Below are 22,351 nucleotides of genomic sequence, written 5' to 3' on the forward strand. Positions count from 1 at the left end.
ATTATGGCCGGTGGCTGTTATTGAAATTACTCCGGTTGTTCGTATCAAGCGGCGATTATTTAATTACTTCCAGTTGTACGCGGCGGTTGTTAGCCCGGCCTGCTGCCGTCTCGTTAGTATCTATAGGGCGAGTCAAGCCATAGCCGTGAGCCGATAATGTCACATTGACATTGACCGCGCGGTCCAGATAAGCTTTAACTGCTTGAGCGCGGCGTTCCGAGAGTTTCTGGTTATACTCGACAGAGCCTTTGCTGTCGGTATGGCCTTGTATTTCAACTTTCAGACCAGGGTTGTTGTTAAGAACAGCGGCGACCTTGTCCAGTTCACCATAATATTGAGGTTTGATGTCGCTTTTATCGTAATCGAATTGCACGCCTTCGATAATCCAGCAACCGAACTTGTTGACGTGTGCGCCTTTAGGTGTATCAGGACATTGATCCTGGCTGTTTGGGACGCCGTCTCCATCGTCATCACCGTCGATTGCGACCGGCGTGCCGGCTGTTAAGAAGATGCTATGGACAAATTTGCCCATATCATCGGGATTTGCAATGCGGTCAGCCGCTACCCCGTAGCCGCAACCGGCCGTTTTCCATAATCTGTTTAATACGATTTGGCCTTGCTCATCTTTTTTATTACCGACCCAAACGGTATAAACACATAACCTGTCACCGTACTGTTTCTTTAAGGATTGAACCGCCGTTACGGGGTCGCTGTCCAAGTTGTGGCCATCGCTGAGTACTAAAAGCGCTATGTTGCCGGATGTTGTCGACAAGTCCTTGGACGTTGCGTTAATTGCCGAGTCCATGCGTGAGCCGCCGCTGGCGCAGGTTAATGAGTCGATACCTTGGCCGAAAGTCGATTTTGAATAGCTTGCGGGTGGCAGATTGAGTTTCGTAAAGCCCCATGATAGGCATGGGCCGAAACCAAAACTGCGAATGCTCGAAGTCAATTGCAAATCATCGGGAATGGTTTGGTTTATTCTATTGAGTATTTCTTTTTCGACCGCGAATTTGGTAGGGGTCGGCTGGCCGGGAAAACCTAGGCCTTGATAAGCTTCATTCATGGATGAAGAGGAATCGTTAATAACAAAGAAATTATCCGTTTTTTGCTTATATTCGCCTGAGCGAATCAGGGTATTCAAATCATTAGCGTGAAATAGCTGAAAAGTGCTGATGGGTTGGGATGCGCAGCCTGACAAAATTCCGCCAGTTATAAATGCAGTAATCATCATTATTTTTTTCATTTATTTTCTCCTTGATCATGCTGAATGGAAAAGGTGATATTTTTATTTATTATCAATGATTTAAATAATATTAGGTGCTGGCTTTTCTTAAATGAATAATTCACCTTTTTAATAAGACATGAAATAATACAAATGGTTTTATAAATATGAATATGAGGTTGGAAAATGGTTAGACTATTAGTTTTATTATCAATGTTAATGGCCAGTATAAACATACAGGCGGCAGAAAGCGATATTCAAAAAATGGCAGAGCAAGGCGATGCCCTGGCGCAGGCTAAATTGGGGGCAATGTATATATTAGGCCGAGAGGATATTGAACGCGATGAACAAAAAGCCGCCGAATGGATGCTGAAAGCAGCAAAGCAAGGCCTTATTGAAGCCGAAGTCGTTATGGCGGCCTTATATGATAGAGGATTGGGTGTGCCGCACAATGTTGATATGGCAACGCAGTGGTATGAGAAAGCAGCGGCTAAAGGGCATGGTGCCTCGCTTGCGCTTCTAGGAAGAAATGATACGGCTAAAGGCAGTGTAGCCTTTAATTATAAAACGGCTCGCTTGAGCGCGGCCCGGCAAATTCCAACAGAATACGCTAAAAAAATTTTACTGAAGAAATAAATATCAAATGAGTACAAAAACACGTTTTGCCCCGAGTCCGACGGGCTATTTGCATGTAGGCGGCGCTCGTACCGCCTTGTTTTCCTGGCTTTACGCGCGCAAGCATGGCGGACGGTTTATCTTAAGAATCGAAGATACCGATCTGGAGCGCTCAACACAAGAGTCGGTGAATGCTATTCTGGAAGGTATGACCTGGTTGGGGTTGGAGTATGATGAGGGGCCGTTTTACCAGACCCAGCGCTTTGATCGTTATAAAGAAGTTATTCAACAATTGCTGGATCAGGGCGATGCCTATTACTGTTATTGCAGTAAAGAAGAGTTGGATCAATTACGTGCCGAGCAAATGGCTAACAAACAGAAGCCGCGCTATAACGGTAAATGCAGGGATTCTGCAGAAGGACCCGGAGAGGGGATGCCGGTCATACGCTTCAAAAATCCGACTGATGGCGTGGTAACCATTCCCGATCTGGTTAAAGGTGACATTGTCGTTGCTAACAAAGAACTCGATGACTTGATTATTGCCAGAGCCGATGGTACGCCCACTTATAATTTAACCGTTGTGGTTGATGATATGGATATGGGCGTGACGCATGTCATCCGAGGCGATGACCATATCAACAATACGCCGCGGCAGATGAATATTCTCCGAGCATTAGGCGCCGAGATGCCGAAGTATGCGCATTTGCCCATGATATTGGGTTCCGATGGCGCTCGATTGTCAAAACGACACGGCGCCGTCAGTGTCATGCAGTACCGTAACGACGGTTATTTGCCGGATGCTCTGCTCAATTACCTGGTCAGATTGGGTTGGTCTTATGGCGATCAGGAGATTTTCTCGCTGGATGAAATGGTCGAGTACTTTCAACTGGAAAACGTTAATGTATCGGCATCCGTGTTCAATAATGAAAAGCTTTTATGGCTGAATCATCAATATATTATGAATAGCGATCCTGTTCATGTCGCTCGCCACTTAAGCTGGCATATGGGCGAGTCAGGCATTGATCCTTCAGACGGGCCGGATTTGATTGATATTGTAAAGGCGCAAAGAGAGCGCAGTAAAACGTTGGTTGAAATGGCGAATGCAAGTGTTTATTTCTATAAAGATTTTGACTCATATGATGAGAAGGCCGCTAAAAAGAATCTTACTTCGAATGCCGAGGAAGTGTTAGCGCGGTTGCATGATGAATTTTCCGCGGTCACTGAATGGGTGGGGGAAGAATTGCATCAGATTGTTATTAATGTTGCCGAAGAGATGGGGCTCAATCTGGGTAAGGTGGCTCAACCTTTGCGAGTCGCTGTTTCCGGAACCTCTGTGTCGCCCGCAATTGATGTGACTTTATCGCTGCTTGGTAAGGAAAAAACCTTGGCAAGAATATTACGATCCATAAATTATATAAAAAATTTAAATTAAAGGTGGACAGGACTAAAAAATCGTGTAAAATGGCGGTTCTTTACTGAGGGGCCATAGCTCAATTGGGAGAGCGCAACACTGGCAGTGTTGAGGTCGGCGGTTCGATCCCGCCTGGCTCCACCAAACAGCAAAGGCTGACTAAACCAGTTTTAGTCCCCATCGTCTAGTGGCCTAGGACACCGCCCTTTCACGGCGGTAACGGGGGTTCGAACCCCCCTGGGGACGCCATGAATCTTATAGCCCCATGCTAATGCATGGGAGTTTTTATAAGTTCAGGATGTTTAGATACTTCAGTTATAGTATTGGCAGTTGTTTATTTTTGCCAAGAGTTTAGGCTGACTAAACCAGTTTTAGTCCCCATCGTCTAGTGGCCTAGGACACCGCCCTTTCACGGCGGTAACGGGGGTTCGAACCCCCCTGGGGACGCCATTATATAAAAAAAGGATATCAGTATACTGATATCCTTTTTTTATGTCCGCTATTTTTTCAGCTTTCTTAAAATGTGATTTAAGAACTGGTTCATAAAAAGTCCCAGAAAAACAGATTCTCTGTTGATCGGTAACCCGAGTCCGCCAACTCTTTAGCCGCACAAGCGTTAAACCGGTGACCTTGCTTGACCAAGACTACTGGGAAGAAGTCAATCAGCCAGGCTTACCCTGGATTCTTGTTTGTCAATGGCCAACAGAATTGAGCCAGTTTCGGCTATTAAAATTGAGCCACTTTTTCCGGTTAATATGAATTGTTTAGCTTCGCTTTCAGCCGATAATTTTCCCCGCCGATCATAAAAATATGTGAGTGATGGATGATGCGGTCGACGGTAGTCGCGGAGAAAACAAGGGTGTAAATGCCGATCCGCGTAGTCTAAATACTCTTGATCGCTCTGTGCTTATCCATCACTCCGAACAGGTAAGGATTTGGTCGTCAACAATTTTCCTGTTTAAACATTAGGATGTGTCGACGAGGAGGCGCATCGTTCGCGAGCGATGCGCTTCACTGCGCCGCCTGGAGCGCCTACTTTTGTTCAGCACATCCTATCAAGAGTCTAATTTCAGGAAGTCATTTTTAGCCAAATCCTAAATAGTATTTCGCCAATTTATTTATGACGGGCAAATTGTAGGCGCGAATTCATTTATGCCCTATGGGTACTTGTACCCCTTGAGGGTGTTCGCACCCTATGAATGCTCTGCAAATCATACTCGTCAGAACAAGACTGATTATGTAATAGCGATGACTTCTTCATTGGTAAAGCTTAATTGCGAATATCAATAGTTTAATGGTATCAACTCGCTTCTATTCAGCTCTTGATTCGCATTTGAGTAATGGCGCGATTTAGTTTTTTCCATGTGTTAAATCATTGGTCTGTTTAACTTCCATAAATAACCTTTGTAGCTGATTGATGCTGTGGCATGACAGGCATTGACCCTCGTTGAAATAGGTTTCTAACTGCGGATTTTGGACAAGAAATTTGTTACTGTCATGTTGCTGTATTTTTTGATACGACTTCTGATCTTTTGGGAGTTCTGATGCTTGAACTTTTGCAAATACTAGATTACATGCTAAAGCGACAATAATGAGATATTGCATAGTCATTAGTAAGTATGGCTTGGAATCGCTTTATTGATCATGAGTTTCTCGTTCATTATCATATGAAATTGCCAGTTCAGAATAATAAATAGATTCAACAATCATGTTCTGATACTCCTGTGGTTCCATATCACTTTCGGGGTTATCTTGCAGCAAGACATGAACATGATCTAATTCATTATTATAAGAAGCAGCCACTGTATTTCTCTCCTGTTCTCATTATGAAACTCACGTTTTTTTATTAAATCCCTTTTGCCATTTTTTCTAATATTTATAACGTAACGGATAGAGTAAAGGAATTAGTGCAATAACTTAAGTATAAGTACTTAGCAAGAAATGAGATATAAAGTAGTTATTTTCAAAAAGCCATAGGTAAGGATACGTATGGATCTTTTTAATAATTAAGAAATAATGACCATTGACCAATTAGGCAATTTCTTAACGAGGAAATAGCTATGAAATTATTCTGGATACTTGCTGCCGATAGTAGTCGGGCACGAATATTTACTGCTGATACGCCTTCTTCGCCTTTAGAAGAGATTGAAGACATTGCCCATACGGAAGGGCGCTTATTTGATCGAGAAATAACGTCGGATTTACCGGGAAGGATGCGCCATGCCGGCGGTGCGGGCGGGCATGCTTACGATCCTGCCAGCGATCCAAAAAAGCACGAAGCCAGCAATTTTGCCCATTCTATCGCTAAGCTTCTGGAAGAGTCGCTCAATGCGAATAAATATGATCGGTTAGTGATTATTGCAGAGTCTTCATTTCTGGGAATGCTGCGTAATAATTTATCGGAACAGGTTAGAAAAAATGTCTGCTTAGAGCTTGATAAAGACGTTACTACACAAAGTGCTGTTGATATTCGCGGATACCTGCCGAAATATTTGCCCAATTTGTGAAATTAAATTGAAGAAAGATGGAGGCTGATCTTGACAGTCGGTTAATTCGCTTAGGTAAAGAAGAATTTAGAAACTTATTTCTTCTTACTTAATGGCGCTGTTGTTTTCTTAAATTTTTATAAATTATATTGGGCTATTTTAATGGCTAAATGACTGATTATGAGCGCCTGTATTTTGTAATATTTTTTACATAATAATTTGTTTTTGAATGAGTTATATTTCTGGTTATTTTTTTAATATAACAACTTGAAATAGAGCCATAAAAATCAGCAATTGTTTTAGTTGGTAAAGATACGTTACTGGATGATGCTGGTTATCTAATATTGAATGGATTGAAAATATAAAAATGGGGAATGCAATGATACTGACGACTTTTATTCCGCCATTGTTTGGCCTATTAGGGCTACTGGCCGCCTATATAATTTTTCATAAAGTGATGCGTTATCGCGAAGGCTGCGAAAAGGTAGCAAAAATTGCGCGTGAGATCCACCTGGGGGCAATGGTTTTTATGCGGCGCGAATATACGATGCTAATCTTGTTTGCCGGCGTATTGGCTATATTGCTGTTTTTTTCGCTGGGATGGAGGACAACATTGGCTTTTATTGTCGGTGCCACAACGTCTGGACTGGCCGGCTTTCTGGGTATGTTTACTGCCACTAGAGCTAATGCAAGAACAACTACCGCGGCTTATGAGGAAGGCATGTCCTCAGCGTTATCGGTTGCTTTTTTTGGCGGTTCAGTTATGGGACTGGCTGTGGCCTCTTTAGGACTGTTGGGGTTGGGTTCGCTCTATTTGTTTTTTAGTGGTGATGCGGAAACAGTCCACGCAATTCATGGTTTTGGCATGGGGGCATCAACTGTCGCCTTGTTTTCACGCGTAGGCGGCGGCATTTTTACCAAATCCGCCGATGTCGGCGCTGATCTGGTGGGTAAAATTGAGATCGGCATTCCCGAGGACGACCCGCGTAACCCCGGCGTTATCGCCGATAATGTAGGAGATAATGTTGGCGACGTGGCCGGCATGGGGTCGGATATCTTCGAATCATATTGCGGTGCCATGATAGCCACGATCGCCATGGCCGGCTCCATGGCGTCGGATATTATTGATCCCCTGGGAGTGCGTGAAGATCTGATGTTTTTGCCTCTGGCTTTATCTTCCGCAGGCTTGATCTGTTCCATCGTCGGAATTACTTTGGTGCATCAAGCGGGTAATAAACAAATTGAAGTTCTTCTGCAGCATAATGTTTTAGGGTTTGTCGCTAAACCTTTAATGGAACTAAAATTAAATGCCAGCGAAAAGCCAGAATTGGCCTTACGTAGCGGTACCTTAGGCGCATCTATTCTGTTTATTTTGACAGCTTTTTTGGTGGTGGCCGGCATGGGGATTGATCTAAAAGTCGCATTAGCCGTGCTGGCTGGTGCTGCTGGAGGCGTCATTATTGGTTTAGTCACTGAATATTATACAGCCAGTAGTCCGGTCCATCGGATCGCCGAGTCAGGTGAAACCGGGGCGGCCACAGTGATGATCACGGGCTTGGCTGTCGGAATGGAGTCAGTCGCCATACCGGTACTGACAATTTGCGCGGTAATTTTGGTAAGTAGCTCACTGGTTGGACTGTATGGTGTTGGTATTGCCGCAGTAGGCATGTTGGCAACCGTGGGTATCACTATGGCAATCGATGCCTATGGACCCGTTGCCGATAATGCTGGTGGTATCGCTGAGATGGCAGGACTGGGTCCTAAAACGCGAGCGATTACAGATTCTCTTGATGAAGTGGGCAATACCACTGCCGCCATCGGCAAGGGTTTTGCTATCGGTGCGGCGGCATTGGCGGCTTTGGCGATTATTACGGCTTATGTCGAAACCATTAGCATGCGCATTGAGAATTTTCAGTTAAATTTAAGCAATTCGGATGTGCTGATCGGTCTCTTTATTGGCGGCATGCTGCCTTATCTCATTGCCTCGATTACTATGACAGCGGTCGGTGAGGCGGCATTTGAGATGATAAAGGAAATTCGCCGCCAGTTCCGCGAGATTCCGGGTTTGCTGGACGCGAGTGCCGATCCTGATACTGCCACTTGTATTGATATAGCGACTGCGGCGGCGCTCAAAAAAATGATTTTACCAGGGATAATTGCGATTGCCGCGCCGCCTGTGGTTGGCTTTATACTGGGCCCTGAAGCTTTAGGCGGTATGCTGGGCGGGGCGTTGCTTTCCTGCGTTTTATTGGCATTAATGATGGCAAACTCAGGCGGTGCCTGGGACAATGCCAAGAAATATATTGAAAAAGGCCATCACGGCGGCAAAGGATCTGAAGCCCACAAATCAGCAGTTGTCGGAGACACCGTTGGAGATCCTTTTAAGGACACGGCCGGCCCATCAATGAATATTCTCATCAATGTAATGGCTATTGTCAGCCTGGTTATTGCTCCCTTATTAGGTTAGCGGAAAGGGGTATTGATTATGAAAGCGTATTTGTTATTCTCCGGCAGCGGTACCTTGGTGGTTCTATCTCAGCACGATGATGTTGAGCACAAGTTATTTCTGGAAAAATTGGCGGGCAAGGGTATTTATAAGTTTATCGCTCACGAAATTCCCTTGGAATTGGCAAAAGAACGCTATGGCAAGCACTTTGATATCGCAACCCATGATTTGTATGAAACGGATCATTTACGTGTGGTTGATTACAACGGTGAGCGGGCAATGAGGCTGTTCAAATTCAGTGAGCTCGGCCCTGAAATCATGCATGAGCCAGATAGTTTTCCTGAACTTTTCTAGTGCTTTAGCGAAACGAAATTTTATCAATATGCATTCAAGCTTTTTATAGTTAAACGATGACCTGATTTATTGTATAGTTGGCTGCTTTTGTGTAGGTGTAGGTCATGAAAGAGGCCGATGTCATTATTATCGGAGCAGGTGCGTCGGGCCTGATGTGCGCAATAGAAGCCGGCAAGAGGGGCCGGAAAGTCATTATTCTGGATCATGCTAACAAACCCGGCAAAAAAATCCTGATGTCAGGCGGCGGCCGCTGCAATTTCACTAATTATGAAGTTGGGCCTGATAACTATATTTCGCATAATCCGCATTTTTGCAAGTCGGCGCTCAGTCGATACACGCAATGGGATTTTCTGGCCTTGATCGGGCGCTATCATATTCCTTTTCATGAAAGAGAGCACGGACAGTTGTTTTGTAACGAAAGTGCTCGCGATATTCTCAATATGTTGTTAGCCGAATGCGATGACGCGGGAGCGACTGTGCAGCTAAGCACACATATAGATACTCTTGAACAAACGGCTGACAAGCGGTTTTATCTTACAACAGACAATGGTAATTATATTTGTCAGTCATTGGTGGTCGCGACCGGCGGCCTGTCGATTCCTAAAATGGGCGCTACGCCGCTAGGTTATAAAATTGCGCGGCAGTTTGGCATAAAAGTGCAGCCTACGTATGCGGGCCTTGTGCCGTTTACATTGCAACCGGAAGATAAAAGCAAATTTTCAGCTTTATCGGGAATTGCCGTTCCCTGCGTCATCAGTAATAAAATCCGCAGCTTTAGTGAAAATATTTTATTTACACATCGGGGCTTGAGTGGGCCGGCTGTCTTACAAATTTCATCGTATTGGCATCCGGGGGAAGAAATCAGCATTAACCTGCTGCCAAGAATAAATCTGGATGAGGAACTGAAATCAAAGCGACAGCAAAAAATTAACAGCAAGCTGAAAGTTTGCCTGGGAGGTTATTTGCCCAAGCGATTGATTAGCCGTTTATTCGCTGAAGAAATTCTGGAGCGCTCTCTGCAGGATCTTTCCGATACACAGATTCGGCAAGTCTCAGAACAGATCCATAACTGGACCATTAAGCCTGGCGGTACTGAGGGCTACCGTACTGCTGAAGTGACTTGCGGCGGGGTTGACTGTGATGCCATCTCGTCCAAAACCATGGAAAGTAAAGCCGTGCAGGGACTTTATTTTATTGGTGAGGTGCTGGACGTTACCGGCTGGCTAGGCGGATACAATTTTCAATGGGCGTGGTCGTCAGCCTGGTGCGCAGGGCAGTATGTGTAGAGATGGTGTACGGCTAAATAGAGTTTTGTTGGTATCAGGGATGAGCCAATAAATCCTGATTCATAAGACTTCCACCTACGCCTGCATGTCGTGAAGACCGTTGACAGCGGCAAAACGAAACGCGAATAATGGATCGTTTTCAGGCCGACGAATGCCCGAACTGCTTCAAGCATTCAGGCTATGTATTCAACTGAAGGATAATGCTCTGGTAATCGGATTTCAAAAATTTCGGGAGTTTCAGTTTGTTTCCTGATCAGAAAGATTTTTGAGTATGTCTTTTAAGGAAACAAGGTTCAGCGTCATTCTGAATAATACGACATTGTTTTGTAACAAACCGTAACAATTATATGTCCTTAGCATGATATTGGTCTGGTTTAATGTATTACTACTAGATTCCGGTAGTTGATCCACCAGAATATGTAGCTTTTCATTATTCCTAATTGAACTTAAATAGTGCCGATCCACTGAAATTTCATGAGACGTATAGACCATGGGATTGAGCTTAAAGTCATGATTTTCCAATTGTGCCTTTTCCAATAATGCACCGGAGCTAAGGCTGCAAGGAAATATCTCTGGGTACTGCGCAATCTGCCGTAACTCATCGAAATAGTCGGATTGCTCGGCGAAAGACCCGGATAGAAAGTTTTTAACCGATCCATTATTTAGATATTTCCGTTTAAGAAAATAATGAGTGCCGGGAACGATGGTGCAATCCGGGACTTCATCAAGATCGGGCAAATTGTCAAGTTTGGTGTCAGCTAAAAATAGTGACTCTTGCGTTTCTTTTTTATAGCCCAGCAACACGGTTTTGCCGTCCGATTTCATTGCAATGCGATTACCGAGCGTCAGACTGGGGGCAGTGTTAATCAGTGTTTTTTTTATATTCAGATAAACGGGTATTTGAGGGCGAACGGCATTAACAAAAGTGATTTGATAGTTACTGAAACGCAGATTGTTTTCGGTAATCACTTTGTTTTCATGATGAGCTTCTCTGTAGAGGCGCATTTGATATTCAATCAGTGTATTGAGCTGAAAACCCAACACGATAGGGCCTTTGAACGGGTTATGCACAATTTGTAGCCATTTGTGTTTATCATGAAACAAATTGAAGTCATCAGAAGCGTTGCGCGCCACTTCGATATGAAGCTGATTGAAAATAAACGGTTGATTATTCATTTGTAATGGCCAAGTTTTTTCGGGCGCTAGAATAGGTTGTTTATCTATCATTTTTCGTTCATAGTCATTGGGCGGCAGATAGCCAGGTTTGGAATGCAAACGCTGGCTGTTGTAAAAGCTTACGATGTAATCGATTATATCCCGTATGGCTTCTTCATGATTATATAATTTCGCCGTCAAACCCGTTCCATTTTCAGGTTCGGAAAGAAGTGCTCCATCATACTGTTGTCGCGGCAAATACCTTTACGGCTCATGCTGTCTTGTAAACCATACCGATCCAGCAAATTCCGATAGTTCTGGCTGGCATGCTGGCTGCCGCGGTCGGAATGGATAATCAGGCCCGGCGCTGGTTGATGCTGACAGATGGTCCTCTGCAAAACCTAACACGCCAATTCCGCCGGCATGCCGCGCGCCATGGTCCAGCCCGCCAGCTTGTGCGAATACAAACCCAGTACGCCGGCCAAGTACAGTCAGCCGCTGCAAGTGCGAACACAGGTCATGTCTGGCAACCCAATCATGGTCAGGTTCCGCCGTTTCAAACTGACGATTCAGCACATTGTCGAATACCGGCAGGTTATGCCTGCTGTCGTCAGTATGGTCAAACCACACTTTCACACCGGTTTGAGCAGATGAACCACATCAGACTGCCCACCCGATAACGACCGATCCGAATACCTTGGGTGTTTAATGCACCCTGTAGAAGCTGCCAGCCGAAACAGCGACTACTGGTTTCGAAAGCACTTTGCAACTGCTCTTTTATGGTGCGGACAGCTTTTGACGCCGAGCACGTTGCCGAGTGGCATAATAGCCTGAACGGCTGATCTCTAAGGCTCGGAAACTATGCTGAACCGGGATGGCCTTTGCTACGACTGTTGATCCAGCCGGTAGTTCATTTCAGTTCCCGGACAAAGAAGGCGGAAGCCTTTTCTTGTGCCATAGAGGTATTAATATATTATTATCCAGGCAGAGTTGCCGGTTCTCTGTATCCAGTCGGCGGATACGCTGCTGTTCAGCTGCCAACGGTTTGCCGATACCCGTCTTGCCGACCAGTTCGGCATTCAACTGTCCCACTGTTCCAGGCAACGCCTGACGGCCGTCTCGTTCAGATTTGGGACACTCAACTCTTGATCTTTGATCAGATGCACAATTTTGAGCTTGAAGCTGGCGTCTAATTTTCTCCGTTTAGGTAGGGTGTTTTCCTTCTATAACGGTGTCCATCAAAATCAGACCATTACAATTATCTTTATCATGCTGTTTTATAAATCTTTCGTTTGCTCGTGAAGTTGACAGCGCCTTGCGCACTATCCCTTGCATAGGGATAACAGGTTTCTACGCTTCTTACCAAAGCCTTAACCAAGGTCATGCCGCCTTCATGCCTAACACTAATTGGGCATGAAAGCGGCATCTTCCAAGCTTCGTCGCGGAGCAGAAATCTGAAACCCGAGTTTGATGACGATGGAATACGTTTCGACACGTCATCAGCGGTTCGCTCACGTTCGTCTCCTTGACTCACACTTGACGGAGGAATCCGCCTTTTCCAACAACGCTCACTACGGCAGCATTTTGATTGCTGCAATCTGTGGTGGTTGGCCACCTTGGCTTTTAATGGCAGTGAGCGATTTCTTCTTTTCTTGCCCATTGTTTTTTCCTCATAAGTTGAGATCACAATGAGCGGTTTTATCACTTAAAGCTACTGCCTGTTTTCTGGGCCCAGCAGGACTGGTCCCCCGATTTTTTGCATTGTCCGCCGTCTTGCATTCGCTCTGTTAGCTTCAGGTGATGTTTCGTCGGCGGCTATCATCGGTTCCGCCAATGTATCGGCGAAAGGTGTTACATCTTGCTGGCAGCTGGTTTCAGTTCTGGAAACTCTGGAGGTGAGCAAATAGCTAAACACAGTCTGGTCCACGCAGCTCGAGAGAAAAAGTGACGTATGTCCCCAGCCTTCCAGAGTCAAAAGGGCTGAATTGGGCAGGAGACCGTGTACTTGCTGGGCTCCTTCATACGGCGTTAAGGGATCGAAAAGGTTTGCAACGATGAGTATCGGTTTTGAGGTCACGCGGGAAAACGGGCCGAGATAGCGATCCGGATCGTTACTCCGCCAAACCGCGCAAGGGCTGGATTGCCAGGTTGCGATGCGCCCGAATACTCCAACATTTTCATCGGCTGCCGCTCCCGCTAAGGACCAGGCTTCGTGATTATCGGGATTAATGGAGTCGGTACACAAGACCGAAAATTGCTGCGCGGCGAGTGTCTGTGTCGGATCTTCGGGATCAGCCGGATCACCTATGGTGGCTGCTAAAACAGCTAATGCTTCTCCAGCCCTCTTGGCTGTGTCTTCCGAACCATCACTGATAGCGGCGTGAATTTCATTCAAGGTTACCGACAGCAGCGGCCATTCCAATGAGTTCACCAGTGCGCCGAAAACCGTTGCAATGAACCGATCATAGGTAAGGTCATAAGGACCGGTGATCGGATCGATGATATGAACTGGAGCCGCTCGCAGGTGATCGACCAAGAAATCAAACTTGCTGGCCGCCATATTGCCGAAGGGGCACTGATCTAGGCCCGCTTGATCGCAAAGTCGGAAAAATTCATTCAGCGTCGCCTGCGACCCTTCAGCTCTGCGGAGTCTGGTAGTAACTGGTAGCGTATATCCCTCGTCGCCGTCACCGGTCGTGTAGGCTATGGGATCAACAATGCCATCCAGAACCATGGTTCGGATCCTGTTGGGGAATAGGTTCGCGTAAGTGATGCCGAGAAAGCTGCCATAGCTGTAACCCACATAATTGAGTCTGCTATCGCCAACTGCCTGGCGGAGCACATCGAGATCTCGGGCTACATTAGCGGTTGACATATGATCAAACACACTGCCTCCGTTAGCTTTGCATTTCGTGGCCAGACGCAAATCGAATTTTGCCGTCAAGGCTTCTTCGGCAGGAGTGCGGGGGAAAAAGAACGGCGGCGCGGTAACAGGACCGTTAAAGCACACTAGAGGATTGCTGCGGGCTGTTCCTCTAGGATCGAAGCCGATTATGTCGAAGCGTTCGCGGAGTTCTAACGGAAGCACCTGGCCAGCGCCGAGCACGAAGTCGACTCCCGAAATACCAGGCCCTCCGGGGTTGAGGAAAAGCGATCCAATTTTTCTGACAGGCCGGCTTCTTTCACCCATGGCGGCTGGCAATTTAATCAGGGCAAGGTTTAGTTTTCCCCCTTCAGGCGCATTATAGTCGAGAGGTACATCGACAGACCCACAAAGAAATGGGAGGCCGGATTCTCGATAACACGCTTCCCAGTCAATAGCTGGCGGCTTGGATCCACAAAGAAATGGGAGACCGGATTCTTGATAACACGTTTTCCAGTCATTAGCAGGCGATTCCCTGTTTCCGCCCTGGTTTGCCAAAACTATTCCCGGAATAAGTAACAAGACACTAGACCACCGATAAAAATATTTAAGAATCATTATCACACCACTTTAGATAAGGTTTTAATAGGTTCGGTTGCTTTAATTTTTGATAGGCACAGACGGACTATCGGTTGGCAGAATTATGTGTTTAGTCGTATTTTTTTTATCTTACTGCCACCTACCACCACCATCACCTCCTTTATTAATAGATAGTAATAAGGTATTTTTCTAACTTATATAATAAGCGGCCAGTAAATAACTAACTGCTATGATGAGTTGATTTAATGATTATCTATCTTGAAGAAGTCTTTCTCTGCATAAGACGGTAGCTATTATTTATTTTTTTATAGCTGAAGTTATATACGTACCACTACTTATGTGTTAGAGATTGGGCAAGATATTTTTATGGCAATTTTGCTGACCGAAATTTAGTAAACAATTCTTTTATTCATGAGAACTTTATGCGGAAAGCCATTGCCATCAATCGCTTGCTTGAAAAAGGCAGTGGCCGTGGATGTTCAAAGCATAAAGTCAACGGTATCGCCGAATATATCAACGGCACGGCATAAGTAACCCCATTTTCCTCTGGCTTGATGGAGGTTTCATCCATGCGCCAGGAAGAAGCTATGGCCCGCTTGCGATTTCTTGCTTCCAAAACCAGAGCAGGTGTAACTAATTATCCAACAGTTGAGCGAGGTGTGATCCTTTTCAGGATTTGGTCGTAAATAACGTCCCTGTTTAAACATAGGATGCGCCGACGCCAGGAGGCGCATCGTTCGCGAGCGATGCGCTTCACCGCGCTGCCTGGAGCGCCTACTTCCGGTTAGCACTTCCTATGCTGGATGCTAATTTCAAGAAGTCATTTAGCCAAATCCTTAACGCCTCTTTCCGATAGAATTTCTTCGAGACTCCGGAGGAAACGGCCTAGCGGATATCAGAAAAACATGGCGTGTAAAATACTCCTTTGGAAAGTTGACGCCTTTAAAACGTATTACCCGAGCATTCGATTCCTAAATTGACAATTACCGTCTAACCTGACAAATTTTGCGATACGACCATGAACCATGAAAAGATTTGATTGAATTGCCATAGGTGTTTTTACCAATGAACTACAACTCCACAAAACTATATAATCGTTCCTCAAATTGATTGGCGTCTTAATTGCGCACCTCCATCCAGTTGGATGGGTATTGCGATGGTATCGAATGCTCGTCCCCCTTATAATGACCGTTAGATAGAGATTATCCGCTTGTAAGGAATTTGGGATAAGGATTGTCAGCTTATGATAAGTGTTAGATAGAGGTTATCCCTTACTAATGGCCGTCAGATAAAGATTGTCGGCTTATAGTGGGCATTAGAACTAAGACTCAATAATTCACTGGTTCAACAATTCGCTGAATTAAATTTAAGCAAACTTACAGTGTTGCGTGAAAAATATGAAAAAAACGGTTGTCCGGGAGTGGCTACTAAAGTTATGGCTGACTTCTTGGGATGTTATTTCAACTCAATCTACAAGGATTGGCAAAAATCATGTCCTTATATTATCCATTGACTAGTGCGCAAGCCTCTATATGGTTTGCTCAGATGTTGGACCCTGAAAACCCAGCCTATAACATTGGTGAATATACCGAAATTTCAGGCGCCATTGATCCGGACCTGTTCAGATTGGCAGTGAGCACTGTTCTGGATCAAAGCGACAGCTTTCACCTTCGTTTTATTACTACTGAGGAAGGACCAAGGCAATACTTTTCCGGCGATAAAAACTGGGCTATACATTATTTGGATTTCAGTACTGAAACAGATCCCTATGCCACTGCTAAAGGCTGGATGCATGAAGACATGGCACAAGCCTGCGATATCGTCCATGGTCCAATATCTATATTTGCACTTATAAAAATACGTTCCGATTTCTTTATTTATTATCAACGCGCGCACCACCTTATTTCAGATGGATTTACCGGTGCGCTTTTTGCCCGTAAAGTTGTCGATATATATTCTTCCATGAGCGGAGTTAAGCCCCTGGACGACAATACTTCAGGTTCATGGCTCGATGTATTGAAAAATGAAGAGAATTATCGTAATTCCGCAAGATACGGGCGAGATCGGGATTATTGGATAGCCCAACTGAAAGACAGGCCAGGGCCGGTAACGCTGTCAGGCAAGCAGCCGGAACCGATTCCATGCAGCCAACATATCCGTAAGACAGATTACTTGGCCTATTCGACGGCAGAGACATTACGCAGTCTGGGCGCGGCCCATGGCGCGAGCTTGACTCAAGTGATCACCGCTGCTGTAGCGCTTTATTTGAATCGGTTTTCAGGCGAGGAGGATATTATTATCGGCATACCGGTATCCGCCCGGATTGGCGCAAAAATGCGCAATATTCCCGGTATGATGTCGAATATTCTTCCACTGAGATTGAGAGTTGATTCCGGACAGAATTTTGGAGAGTTTCTCAGCCAGACGACTAGATCCATGCGAGATACCTTGCGCCATCAAAGCTATCGGAGCGAGGACCTTCGTCAGGATTTTGGCTTACCTCCGAACGGAAGTCATTTCTATGGCATGACAGTCAATGCCATGGTTTTCGATTACGTTCAGAGTTTTGCCGGTTATCCAGCCCGGACTCATAATCTTTCCAATGGACCGGAGTTCGAACTTTCTCTAAATGTTTACGACAACCAGAGCGGTTTCGACTTGCGCTTTGATTTTAATGCCAATCCTCTGCATTACAGCGAAAAAAGTTTAGCGACTCATATGCGTCGTCTGCTAGGTTTGCTTGCCAGACTCGCGTCCTCTACGCTCGATGTACCTATAAGCCGGATAAGTCTGCTGGAAGCGGATGAGCTTCAACGCGTACTCTACGACTGGAACGCCACCCAGGCCGACTACCCTCAATATAACTGTGTCCATGAACTGTTCGAGGCGCAAGTGCGGGATACGCCCGATGCTCCGGCGGTGGTGTTCGAGGATCAGACGCTGAGCTATGCCGAAGTCAACGCCCGGGCCAACCGCCTGGCACACTACCTGCGCCGTTCGGGCGTGGGCCCCGATGTCCTGGTCGCGATCTGCGCCGAGCGCAGCCTGGAGATGGTGGTGGGCCTGCTGGGCATCCTGAAGGCCGGCGGCGCCTATGTGCCGCTGGACCCGGCCTATCCGGCGGACCGGCTGGCCTACATGCTGGCTGATGCCGCGCCCAGGGTGCTGCTGACGCAAGAGCGGCTGAAGGGCATCCTGCCCTGGACGGAGTCCCGCATGATCGCACTGGACAGCGACTGGCGTCGGATCGCCGAACAGCCGGACACGAACCTGCCGCCGCAATCGCTGGGCCTGACCTCCCGGCACCTGGCCTACGTCATCTATACCTCCGGCTCGACCGGGCAGCCCAAAGGGGCGATGAACGAGCACCGCGGTGTGGTCAACCGGCTCAACTGGATGCAGAAAGCCTACGGACTGACAGCTGACGACGCCGTCCTGCAAAAGACCCCCTTCAGCTTCGATGTCTCGGTCTGGGAATTTTTCTGGCCGTTATTCACCGGCGCACGCCTGGTGATGGCGAAGCCCGAAGGGCACAAGGACCCGGTCTATCTCAGCGAAATCATCCAGCGGCAGCGCATCACCACGCTGCACTTCGTGCCGCCGATGCTGCAAATCTTTCTGGAGCACGGCAAAGCCGCGGACTGTACCAGCCTGCGGCGGGTGATCTGCAGCGGCGAGGCCTTGCCGGTCGCGTTGAGCAACCGTTTTCATGAACTGCTGACTCATTCGGAATTGCACAACCTCTACGGCCCGACCGAAGCCGCCATAGACGTCACGGCCTGGGCCTGCGAAGCCGGGACCTCGACGAACAGCATCCCGATCGGCCGGCCGATCGACAACACCCGGATCTACATCCTGGATGCCCAGGGCCAACCGGTCCCGGTCGGCGTACCCGGCGAACTGTTCATCGGCGGCGTCCAGGTCGGTCGCGGTTACCTGAACCGGCCCGAACTGAGCGCCGAGCGCTTCATCGCCGACCCGTTCAGCTCAGATCCCGAAGCGCGGCTGTACAAGACCGGCGACCTGGTCCGCTGGCGGGAAGACGGCAGCATCGAGTATCTGGGCCGCAACGACTTCCAGGTCAAGATCCGCGGCTTCCGCATCGAACTGGGCGAGATCGAGGCCCGGCTGGCCGAACATCCACAGGTCCGGGAAACGGCGGTGCTGGCCCGTGAGGACGGCCCCGGCGGCAAACAGCTGGTGGCCTACTACACCGGCGACGCCGACGTGACCGTGGACAGTCTGCGCGCGCATCTGGCCGAGACGCTGCCCGACTACATGGTGCCCGCCGCCTTCGTGCATCTGGCCGCGCTGCCGCTGAGCCCGAACGGCAAGCTGGACCGCAAGGCGCTACCGGCACCGGATGCCGGCGCCCTGCAAACGCGGCAGTATGAAGCGCCGCAAGGCGAGACCGAACAGGCTCTGGCGGACATCTGGGCCGAACTGCTCAAGATCGACCGGGTCGGCCGGCACGATAATTTCTTCGAACTGGGCGGGCATTCGCTGCTGGCGGTGACACTCATCGCGCGCATGCGCCAGGCCGGGATGGCTACCGACGTGCGGGAATTGTTCGCCGCGCCGACGCTGGCCGGGCTGGCGGCGTTGGCCGATAGCGGCAACGCCTCCGAACAGCTGGTCATCCCGGCCAACCGCATTCCGGCCGATGCGACGGCCATTACCCCGGACCTGCTGCCGCTGGTCAGCCTGGAACAGGCCGATATCGACCGCATCACGGCCGCCGTGCCGGGCGGGGCGGCCAACGTGCAGGACATCTATCCGCTGGCGCCGCTGCAGGAAGGCATTCTGTTCCACCATTTGATGGAGTCCGACGGAGATGCGTATCTGGAACCGGTCCTGATGGCGTTTGACACGCAGGAACGCCAGGACGGTTTTCTGGCCGCTTTGCAGGCAGTGATAGCACGCCACGACATCCTGCGCACCGCAGTCGTCTGGGAAGACCTGCCGGAACCGGTGCAGGTGGTCTGGCGCGAGGCGAAGTTAAAGGTCGAGCATATTGTCATTGGCCCTGAAGCTGGCAAGACGGCCGAACAATTGCTGGAACGCTACGATACGAGACATTATCGCCTCGACTTGAGGGCTGCGCCGTTGATCAACGGGTTCACCGCCTATGATCCCAGGAAAGGGCGGTGGCTGCTGCTGCTGTTGACTCATCATCTGGCTCTCGATAACACCGCGCTGGGCCTGCTGCTGGAGGAGATCAGGATGCACCAGCTGGGCCAGGGCGACCAACTGCCGGCGCCGCTGCCGTTCCGCAACTTTGTCGCGCAGGCCCGACTGGGGATGAAGCCGGAAGAGCACGAAGCCTTTTTCCGCGGCATGCTGGCGGATGTCGACGAGCCGGCGGCGCCGTTCGGCCTGCTCGACGTCCTGGGCGACGGCAGCCGGATTCAGGAAGCCAACCAGACTGTTGCCACGGATCTGGCGCGCCGGTTGCGGGAGCAGTCCCGAACCCTGGGCATCAGCGCCGCCAGCCTGTTTCATCTGGCCTGGGCCACGGTGTTGGCGCGAACCTCGGGGCGCGATGACGTGGTGTTCGGCACGGTCCTGCTCGGGCGCATGCAGAGCGGCGAGGGCGCCGACCGGATGCTGGGGATGTTCATCAATACCCTGCCGCTGAGAGTGCAGCTGGCCCAGGGCAGTGTCCTGGAACAGGTCCATGAAGTGCAGCAGCGGCTGGCCAGTCTGCTGCGTCATGAACATGCGCCGCTGAGCCTGGCGCAACGCTGCAGCGGCGTGCAGGCCCCGGCGCCGCTGTTCAGCGCACTGCTCAACTACCGGCACAGCCAGAGCGAAATCTCGGCGGACGGCGCCGCCTGGCAGGGCATCGAAGTCCTGTCGGACAAAGAGCGCAGCAACTACCCGATCGTGTTATCCGTGGACGACCTGGGCGAAGGCTTCTCGTTGACGGCGCAAACCCTGCCGCCGGCGGCGCCGGAACGGCTGTGCGCGATGATGCACACGGCGCTGGAAAACCTGCTCGACGCCCTGGAAAGCGCGCCGGACGCCGCCATGCGCCGGATCGGCGTATTGCCGGATGCCGAGCGCCGCCAGGTGCTATACGACTGGAACGCCACCCGGGCAGATTATCCTCAGGACTGCTGCATCCACGAACTGTTCGAAGCGCAGGTTGCCCGCACCCCCGAGGCCGATGCCGTGGTATGGGACGGCGGGCGGCTAAGTTACGCCGAACTCAATGCCCGGGCCAACCGCCTGGCATTCCAATTGGAAGCTTTAGGTGTCATGCCGGATACGGTTATAGGCATATGTGTCGAGCGTTCACCGGAGATGATTATCGGACTCCTCGGAATTCTGAAAGCAGGCGGCGCATATTTACCGCTAGACTCCAGCTTGCCCGAAGATCGACTCGATTTTATGCTGTCAGATACTAATGCCGGTATGGTACTGACGCAGAAAAGCTTACTTGCAAAGTTTAGCGGGTTGGGATGTGCCTGTTTGACACTGGACCAGCTTGAAGGCCATGCAGATTATCCCGATATGCGGCCCGATGCCGCTGTGCATTCACGGCATCTCGCTTATGTCATCTACACCTCCGGTTCGACCGGGCAGCCTAAAGGCGTGCAAGTCGAGCACCGGAACCTGGTCAATCTGATTACTTGGCATCAAAAGGCGTTCGCAGTCAATCCTTCGAGCCGCGCGACACAACTCGCCCGTTTCTCTTTCGATGCTTGCGTTTGGGAAATTTGGCCCTACTTAACGGCAGGCGCCAGTCTGTATCTGTTGGATAATGAAGAAACACTGCTATCCTCCGAACGCCTCAGGGATTGGTTAGTCAGGCAGGAAATCACCATCGCTTTTGTACCCACCCCAGTGGCTGAGCTGTTGCTGGATTTGGCGTGGCCAAAATCATCGGCCCTGTGTTGGTTGTTGACCGGTGGCGATAAATTACACCGATATCCTCCGTCGGACTTATCCTTTACGGTTGTCAATAATTACGGGCCGACGGAATATACGGTAGTCGCAACCTCGGCAGCAATGCCTGTTAAAAACAATGCGTCCATTCTTCCTCCTATCGGCCGTCCCATCGCCAACACCCGCATCTACCTGCTCGATGCGCAGGGTGAACCGGTTCCGGTGGGGGTTGCCGGTGAAATCCACGTGGCCGGCGACGGCGTCGCCCGCGGCTACCTCAATCGTCCGGATCTGAACGCCGAGCGCTTTATCCAAGATCCATTCAGTAACGATCCCGGGGCGCGGATGTACAAGACCGGCGACCTGGGCCGCTGGCTGGAAGACGGCAGTATCGAATTCCTCGGCCGCAACGACTTCCAGGTCAAGATCCGCGGCTTCCGCATCGAACTGGGCGAGATCGAGGCCCGGCTGGCCGAACATCCGGCGGTGCGGGAAACGGCCGTGCTGGCCCGCGAGGATGGCCCCGGCGACAAACGGCTGGTGGCCTACTATACCGGCGACGCTGACGTGACGGTGGACAGTCTGCGCGCGCATCTGGCCGAGACGCTGCCCGAGTACATGGTGCCCGCGGCCTTCGTGCAACTGGAGGCGTTGCCGCTGACCGCCAACGGCAAGCTGGACCGCAAGGCGCTGCCGGCGCCGGATGCCAGCGCCGTACGAGGCTATGAAGCGCCGCAAGGGGAGACCGAACAGGCTCTGGCGGCTATCTGGCAGGATATCCTGCAGATCGAGCGCGTCGGCCGTCAAGATAATTTCTTCGAAATGGGCGGACATTCGCTGCTGGTGGTCAAACTGGTACGTGAAATCAAGCAGCAGTTCGAGGTTGAACTGGTGCTGCACGATGTCTTTATAGCGCCCGTACTGTCATTTCTTGCTGAACGTATCATCGATGCGCAATTGGCTCAGTTTGATGAGGATGATTTATTGCAGGTGATGAGATCTATAAGTGATTCTTGAGGAGT

At 49.3% G+C, this 22,351-nt stretch carries 13 protein-coding genes, 3 tRNA genes and 1 pseudogene; 10 read left to right on the forward strand and 7 right to left on the reverse strand.

The window, feature by feature from the left end; all coding sequences use genetic code 11:
- Nucleotides 1-55: 55 nt before the first annotated feature.
- Complete coding sequence (locus tag METMA_RS0117485; RefSeq protein ID WP_020160406.1) at nucleotides 56-1,243, reverse strand: OmpA family protein; 1,188 nt, start codon at nucleotides 1,241-1,243, stop codon at nucleotides 56-58.
- A gap of 165 nt (nucleotides 1,244-1,408) precedes the next feature.
- Between METMA_RS0117485 and METMA_RS0117490 the strand changes: the two genes are divergently transcribed.
- The 5 genes from METMA_RS0117490 (at nucleotide 1,409) to METMA_RS0117510 (ending at nucleotide 3,698) form a co-directional block, all read left to right on the forward strand.
- Entirely contained in the window at nucleotides 1,409-1,858 is a 450-nt protein-coding gene (locus METMA_RS0117490) for a tetratricopeptide repeat protein (protein ID WP_027147423.1), read from the forward strand.
- Between the two features lie 7 nt (nucleotides 1,859-1,865).
- On the forward strand, nucleotides 1,866-3,269 hold the full coding sequence (gltX, locus tag METMA_RS0117495) for a glutamate--tRNA ligase (RefSeq protein WP_020160409.1): 1,404 nt from the start codon (nucleotides 1,866-1,868) through the stop codon (nucleotides 3,267-3,269).
- Nucleotides 3,270-3,316: 47 nt separating this feature from the next.
- Nucleotides 3,317-3,392: transfer RNA gene (locus METMA_RS0117500), tRNA-Ala, on the forward strand.
- Between the two features lie 29 nt (nucleotides 3,393-3,421).
- A tRNA-Glu gene (locus METMA_RS0117505) sits at nucleotides 3,422-3,497 on the forward strand.
- Nucleotides 3,498-3,622: 125 nt separating this feature from the next.
- Nucleotides 3,623-3,698: transfer RNA gene (locus METMA_RS0117510), tRNA-Glu, on the forward strand.
- A 300-nt stretch (nucleotides 3,699-3,998) separates the two neighbouring features.
- Here the strand turns inward: METMA_RS0117510 and METMA_RS28055 are convergent.
- Both METMA_RS28055 and METMA_RS27115 read right to left on the reverse strand, forming a co-directional pair.
- Nucleotides 3,999-4,121: an ATP-binding protein gene (locus tag METMA_RS28055; RefSeq protein ID WP_332248888.1), complete on the reverse strand. Its 123-nt coding sequence runs from the start codon at nucleotides 4,119-4,121 to the stop codon at nucleotides 3,999-4,001.
- 762 nt (nucleotides 4,122-4,883) lie between these two features.
- Nucleotides 4,884-5,051, reverse strand: a complete 168-nt coding sequence (locus tag METMA_RS27115) for a hypothetical protein (protein WP_020160411.1) — start codon at nucleotides 5,049-5,051, stop codon at nucleotides 4,884-4,886.
- Between the two features lie 257 nt (nucleotides 5,052-5,308).
- On the opposite strand from METMA_RS27115, the gene METMA_RS0117525 reads away from it, so the two are divergent.
- The 4 genes from METMA_RS0117525 to METMA_RS0117540 all read left to right on the forward strand — a co-directional run bounded on the left by METMA_RS0117525 (nucleotide 5,309) and on the right by METMA_RS0117540 (nucleotide 9,820).
- Nucleotides 5,309-5,755 carry a host attachment protein gene (locus METMA_RS0117525; protein ID WP_027147424.1) on the forward strand — a complete coding sequence of 149 codons (447 nt, stop codon included), beginning with the start codon at nucleotides 5,309-5,311 and terminating at the stop codon, nucleotides 5,753-5,755.
- A gap of 358 nt (nucleotides 5,756-6,113) precedes the next feature.
- Nucleotides 6,114-8,201 carry a V-type H(+)-translocating pyrophosphatase gene (locus tag METMA_RS0117530; protein WP_020160413.1) on the forward strand — a complete coding sequence of 696 codons (2,088 nt, stop codon included), beginning with the start codon at nucleotides 6,114-6,116 and terminating at the stop codon, nucleotides 8,199-8,201.
- An 18-nt stretch (nucleotides 8,202-8,219) separates the two neighbouring features.
- Nucleotides 8,220-8,534 (forward strand): hypothetical protein, encoded by a 315-nt coding sequence (locus METMA_RS0117535; protein WP_020160414.1) that lies wholly within the window; start codon nucleotides 8,220-8,222, stop codon nucleotides 8,532-8,534.
- A gap of 104 nt (nucleotides 8,535-8,638) precedes the next feature.
- Nucleotides 8,639-9,820 carry a BaiN/RdsA family NAD(P)/FAD-dependent oxidoreductase gene (locus tag METMA_RS0117540; RefSeq protein ID WP_020160415.1) on the forward strand — a complete coding sequence of 394 codons (1,182 nt, stop codon included), beginning with the start codon at nucleotides 8,639-8,641 and terminating at the stop codon, nucleotides 9,818-9,820.
- A 237-nt stretch (nucleotides 9,821-10,057) separates the two neighbouring features.
- On the opposite strand, the gene METMA_RS0117545 is transcribed toward METMA_RS0117540, so the two are convergent.
- The 4 genes and pseudogenes from METMA_RS0117545 to METMA_RS24955 all read right to left on the reverse strand — a co-directional run bounded on the left by METMA_RS0117545 (nucleotide 10,058) and on the right by METMA_RS24955 (nucleotide 14,456).
- Nucleotides 10,058-11,047 carry a hypothetical protein gene (locus METMA_RS0117545; protein ID WP_232216450.1) on the reverse strand — a complete coding sequence of 330 codons (990 nt, stop codon included), beginning with the start codon at nucleotides 11,045-11,047 and terminating at the stop codon, nucleotides 10,058-10,060.
- A gap of 6 nt (nucleotides 11,048-11,053) precedes the next feature.
- A pseudogene (locus METMA_RS24945) lies at nucleotides 11,054-12,192 on the reverse strand (IS3 family transposase); the annotation flags it as partial.
- A 50-nt stretch (nucleotides 12,193-12,242) separates the two neighbouring features.
- Nucleotides 12,243-12,635: a hypothetical protein gene (locus tag METMA_RS27120; protein ID WP_156830539.1), complete on the reverse strand. Its 393-nt coding sequence runs from the start codon at nucleotides 12,633-12,635 to the stop codon at nucleotides 12,243-12,245.
- Between the two features lie 51 nt (nucleotides 12,636-12,686).
- Nucleotides 12,687-14,456: an alpha/beta hydrolase gene (locus METMA_RS24955; RefSeq protein WP_020160417.1), complete on the reverse strand. Its 1,770-nt coding sequence runs from the start codon at nucleotides 14,454-14,456 to the stop codon at nucleotides 12,687-12,689.
- A 1,473-nt stretch (nucleotides 14,457-15,929) separates the two neighbouring features.
- On the opposite strand from METMA_RS24955, the gene METMA_RS24960 reads away from it, so the two are divergent.
- Nucleotides 15,930-22,346 carry a non-ribosomal peptide synthetase gene (locus tag METMA_RS24960; RefSeq protein ID WP_198014534.1) on the forward strand — a complete coding sequence of 2,139 codons (6,417 nt, stop codon included), beginning with the start codon at nucleotides 15,930-15,932 and terminating at the stop codon, nucleotides 22,344-22,346.
- The last annotated feature ends 5 nt before the right edge of the window (nucleotides 22,347-22,351 follow it).

This window comes from Methylobacter marinus A45, from assembly GCF_000383855.1.
Taxonomy (GTDB): Bacteria; Pseudomonadota; Gammaproteobacteria; order Methylococcales; family Methylomonadaceae; genus Methylobacter; species Methylobacter marinus.